Here is a 4,418-nt window from a genome sequence, read left to right as displayed (position 1 = left end):
CCCTTTAAGGGAGAGGATCGAAGGTGAGGGTCCTTATACAGCGTGCGCTTCGTGCGCGATTCAAGATTCCGCCTCTGCTCCCTGACATGCGGAGGTTGTGAGAGAAATAAGGAGATGCACACATGGCGGCACGCGTACCCTATTTGAATCGCGAGGACCTGCCCGAGGCCGAGCGCGTGATCTTCGACAACCTCGCCGCAGAGCGCGGCGGCACCGTCGGCAACATCTTCAAAGCACTCGCGCACACGCCCAACCTGTTGCGACGCTTCTGCCAGATAGGAAGCGAGCTTCGCAACAAGACAGAGCTCGACCCAAAGCTCCGCGAACTGGCCATCTGTACCGTCGGACGCCTCACCGATGCGCAGTACGAATTTGTGCATCACTGGAACATCGCGCGCCGCGTCGGCGTCCCGCGCGAGCAACTCGAGGCGCTGGCCGACTGGGAGAAATCCCCGACCTTCAGCGACAGCGAGCGCGCGGTGATTCGCTACGCCGTCGAAGCGACCAACAACGTCCGCGTCACCGACGCGACCTGGAACGCGCTGAAGACGTTTCTCGACACGCGTCGCCTGATGGAACTGGTGCAGAACGTTGCCTTCTACAACATGGTGGTCCGTGTGTTGGTGCCGGTCGGCGTCGAGCTCGAGCCCGGCACCACAAAGCAATAGCTGCGCGGCACTTTTTTATTTGACATCGCGTCAGGTCGATGCGACTTGTTTTTGAAGTCGGCTAAGTCGACCTGTCAGTTGCCAGGAGGTTGAGCGATGGCGGAATTCGACGTTGTCATTCGCGATGGAATGGTGGTGGACGGAACCCGTATGCCGCGCTTTCGCGGCGATGTCGGTATCAAGGACGGCCGCATCGCGAAAATCGGCCGCCTGCGCTCCACCGACGGCGCGCAGACGATCGAGGCATCGGGACTAATCGTCGCGCCCGGCTTTGTCGATCTGCATACGCACTACGATGCCCAACTATTCTGGGATCCGTACTGCTCCATCTCGAGCTGGCACGGGGTCACGTCAGTCGTGATCGGCAACTGCGGGTTCGGCTTCGCCCCGGTGCGTCCCGAGAGCCGCGATCGCGCGATGCTCACGATGACGCGCGTCGAAGCGATTCCGTACGCGTCGATGAAGGCCGGGATGCCGTGGGATTGGATCACGTTCCCCGAATTTCTCGACAGCGTCGATCGCCGTCCCAAGGCCGTGAACATTCTGCCGTACGTTCCGGTCTCGCCATTGCTGACGTGGGTGATGGGTCTTGAGGCGGCCAAGACGCGGCCGCCTACCGAAGAAGAGACGCGCGAGATTTGCCGGCTGCTCGACGAGGCGATGGACGCCGGAGCATGTGGATGGTCGGCGCAGCGCCTCGATCCGAACGGCCCCGCGTGCGTGCAGCGCGACTTTGACGGTACGCCGATGGTAAGCGACCTGATGGCAGACGAAACCTGTCTCGCGTTGGCGCGCGTGCTCGGCCGGCGCAACGAAGGGTTCATCCAGATGACGCTCGTGAGCGCGGATCCGATGCACGACTTGAATCACTTCGAGCAGCTCGCCGAGCTGAGCGGGCGGCCGGTGCTCTACAACGTCGTACAGCCGCGCGATTCGCACCCGTATGTGCATCGCGGGCAAATGCAGTGGCTCGAGAGTTGTCGGCAGCGCGGGCTTCCTGTTTACGGGCAGGCGGTCACCAGTGACACCGGGATGCTGTTCACGTTCGTCGACTGGAACTTGTTCGACGAATGCCCGGCGTGGTGCGACGCGACCACCGGCACTGCGGCGGAACGCAAGACGAAGCTGGCTGACCCCACGCGGCGCGAGGCGCTGCGCAGCCGCCTCCCGCGTGTGATCACCGACGAGTTCGATCAGATTTTCGTTGTGCAGGTCGCGCGCGACGACATGAAGGAACACGAAGGGCTCACGCTCCGCGAGTTCGCCGCGCGCACCGGCAAGCATCCGGTGGACGCGATGCTCGATCTGGCGGTTGCGGACGATCTTCGCACCGAGTTCTACGCGCCGGGACCCAATAAGAACATGGACTACATGAAGGAGATGATCGACGATCCATACTTGATTCCCGGCGTTTCCGACGGCGGCGCGCATACGAAATTCTTTACCGGCGGACAATACCCGACCGAATTCCTCGCGTGGCTGGTGCGCGAGTACAAAATGCTCAGTCTCGAGGACGCGCACTGGCGGCTGAGCGCGCTGCCCGCGATGTGCGCGGGGTTCAGCGATCGCGGAGTGCTCCGCGAGGGCGCTCCCGCCGACGTTGTAGTTTACGATTACGATAAACTGGCGATGCGACCGATCGAAATCGCGCACGACTTTCCTGGCGGCGAATGGCGGCGCGTGCGCAAGGCCGACGGCTATCGGTACATCATGGTGAACGGCGAGATCACAATGCGCGACGGCGAGCAGACCGGCGCGTCAGCAGGGCGGCTGCTGCGCCACGGCAGAGGTGCCTGAGTCGGCCGGATTTGCGGATGATCAAGGCGTTCAACTTTTTCAAGCGCAAGTCCGGACTCAGTATTGACGACTTCCGCAACTGCTGGCTGAACGAACACGCCGCAATCATTCGCGCGATACCAGAACTACGCCGATACGTGGCGTCGATCACGCTGCCGTCGGCCTACCGCAATCGCGAACCGCTCTACGACGGAATTTCAGAAGCGTGGTTCGACGACGAAGCCGCACTCCGTTCCAGCGCCAACTCAGCCCCTCGCCGCGCCGCGTCGGCGGACGACGCGAAGTTCGTCGATATGTCCACGACGGGGTCAATCATCGTCGACGAAATCGTCCAGAAAGATGGAAGGCCCGCCGACGACGCGGTGAAGATGTTCTCACTGCTGACGCGCAAGCCCGGCACCGACGTGGCAGCCTTCCAGTCATACTGGCGGACGCATCACGGCCCGCTAGCCGCGAAAATCCCGCAAGCGCGCCGCTACATCCAATGCCACGTGCGGCCCTCCTCATATGCTGACGGCCGCGCACCCCGTTACGACGGCGTCGCGGAGCTGTGGTTCGACAGTTTTGACGCGGTACGGGACTCCGGCAAGACCGACGAGTATCGCGCAGTCAAAATTGACGAGCCGAAATTCCTCGCGCTGCCGTTCCCATTTCTAATCGCATCCGAACACCGCATCGTGTGACGCTACGTGTCTGTGGGGGTTTGGTCCCACTCGTTGTTCGGACTATAGCCGCAGAGCCAATTTAGCGCGAAGTGACGTTCGACGGAGATCGATCGTACCTCTGACCATTCCCCAGGGCTCAGCTCCGCGTAAGATTTGCCCTTTACCCCGAAGTCGTCGCCGACCAGGAAGTGGATATCGCCGCTTTCGTGTGCGGCAATCGCCGCTCGTCGCACGATGTCCTGATACGATCGCAGTCCCTGCTGGTGCATAGCCTCGCCCGCCGGAAACGGTCGCCCTTCGCGAATGAGCTCTTCCGTGCGGCTGCGCCAATGCCAAAGCTCGGCCAGGTTTCGTGCGCGAGCGATCTCGGATTGGATCCGCAATGCTGCTGAGTCTAAGAAGCTTGTCGGGCGCTTCAAGATCTCAAGCTTCGGGAGGTCGATCTCTGATTGCGCGTCCGGTTCAGGCAACTGAGCGACGAGGCGGAGCGCCCACATGAGAACCTGGGCGGCCTCCAGGCGCCACATTCCGTCGAGATGCTGCTGAAGGGACATCGTAAGCATCGTTTTGGTGGCGAACTCGCGCTCCCAAAGTGACAGATAAGGAAAAATCGGCGACGAGTTCACGGAATCCCAGAAGCGCTTCGATTGGGAGTCGCGCGCATTTGCCAATTCAAGCCGCTCTGCTTCAGTCCGATCCTCGAGCTCAGAAAGCAGCGGCGTTCCTATGGCGTGAGTCACGACACATCGCAAGGCCAGAAGGCGTCCAGCTACTTGCGTGGCGTTCGGCGGCGATTCCACTATCTGAGTTCCATCGTATTAAACTAGCCTAGAGCAGACTCGGCAGGTAACGGTCTTCCTTCAGGCGATGAAACTCCAGACAGATTTCTACGAACACGGAATAGATCTCTTCAACCAGGGACGCTTCTTCGAGTGTCACGAAGCGTGGGAAGAAATCTGGAAGCGCTCCGACGGCGAGGTGAAGCTTTTCTACCAGGGATTGATCCAGGCCGCCGTCGCGATCCTGCATGCCCAGCGCGGAAACCTCGAAGGCGCACGCTCGCTGTACGAGAAGGCATCAGCCAAGCTCGATCCAATTCCGCACGAGCACATGGGCCTCGCCGTCGGCGAACTGCGCATCGAGCTGCGCCGATTTATCGAAGTGGCATGCCGCCGCGACAATGACCCGCTCCCAAATCCGCCTCGATTGCGACGCCTCTCAAAATCAGGCGCTTAAGTTCTCGAACGTCGCGGCTGGAATTACCTCTCCCGCGGCTGGCGACTTTGTC

5 protein-coding genes are annotated in these 4,418 nt (G+C 61.2%); 4 read left to right on the top strand and 1 reads right to left on the bottom strand.

Annotation, left to right across the window (positions count from 1 at the left end; all coding sequences use genetic code 11):
* Positions 1-122: 122 nt before the first annotated feature.
* The 3 genes from VIW95_RS11780 to VIW95_RS11770 all read left to right on the top strand — a co-directional run bounded on the left by VIW95_RS11780 (position 123) and on the right by VIW95_RS11770 (position 3,148).
* The gene (locus VIW95_RS11780) at positions 123-668 is read left to right on the top strand and encodes a carboxymuconolactone decarboxylase family protein (protein ID WP_331586670.1); all 546 of its coding nucleotides are present in this window, start codon (positions 123-125) and stop codon (positions 666-668) included.
* 96 nt (positions 669-764) lie between these two features.
* Complete coding sequence (locus VIW95_RS11775) at positions 765-2,465, top strand: N-acyl-D-amino-acid deacylase family protein (RefSeq protein ID WP_331586668.1); 1,701 nt, start codon at positions 765-767, stop codon at positions 2,463-2,465.
* A 17-nt stretch (positions 2,466-2,482) separates the two neighbouring features.
* On the top strand, positions 2,483-3,148 hold the full coding sequence (locus tag VIW95_RS11770; RefSeq protein WP_331586666.1) for an EthD family reductase: 666 nt from the start codon (positions 2,483-2,485) through the stop codon (positions 3,146-3,148).
* A gap of 2 nt (positions 3,149-3,150) precedes the next feature.
* Here the strand turns inward: VIW95_RS11770 and VIW95_RS11765 are convergent, their stop codons facing one another.
* Positions 3,151-3,930, bottom strand: coding sequence for a DUF4272 domain-containing protein (locus tag VIW95_RS11765; protein ID WP_331586664.1), 780 nt, complete (start codon positions 3,928-3,930; stop codon positions 3,151-3,153).
* 67 nt (positions 3,931-3,997) lie between these two features.
* Here VIW95_RS11765 and VIW95_RS11760 point away from each other — a divergent pair, with 67 nt between their 5' ends.
* Positions 3,998-4,366: a DUF309 domain-containing protein gene (locus tag VIW95_RS11760; RefSeq protein ID WP_331586662.1), complete on the top strand. Its 369-nt coding sequence runs from the start codon at positions 3,998-4,000 to the stop codon at positions 4,364-4,366.
* The last annotated feature ends 52 nt before the right edge of the window (positions 4,367-4,418 follow it).

Source organism: Binatus sp. (SeqCode), assembly GCF_036522015.1.
Lineage (GTDB): Bacteria > Desulfobacterota > Binatia > Binatales > Binataceae > Binatus.
This window is presented reverse-complemented; position numbering and strand designations above follow the sequence as displayed.

Excerpts from the sequence above, each read along its gene's own strand:
- VIW95_RS11775 (WP_331586668.1), top strand. The coding sequence starts at position 765 with ATGGCGGAATTCGACGTTGTCATTCGCGATGGAATGGTGGTGGACGGA.
- VIW95_RS11760 (WP_331586662.1), top strand. The coding sequence starts at position 3,998 with ATGAAACTCCAGACAGATTTCTACGAACACGGAATAGATCTCTTCAAC.
- VIW95_RS11770 (WP_331586666.1), top strand. The coding sequence starts at position 2,483 with ATGATCAAGGCGTTCAACTTTTTCAAGCGCAAGTCCGGACTCAGTATT.
- VIW95_RS11780 (WP_331586670.1), top strand. The coding sequence starts at position 123 with ATGGCGGCACGCGTACCCTATTTGAATCGCGAGGACCTGCCCGAGGCC.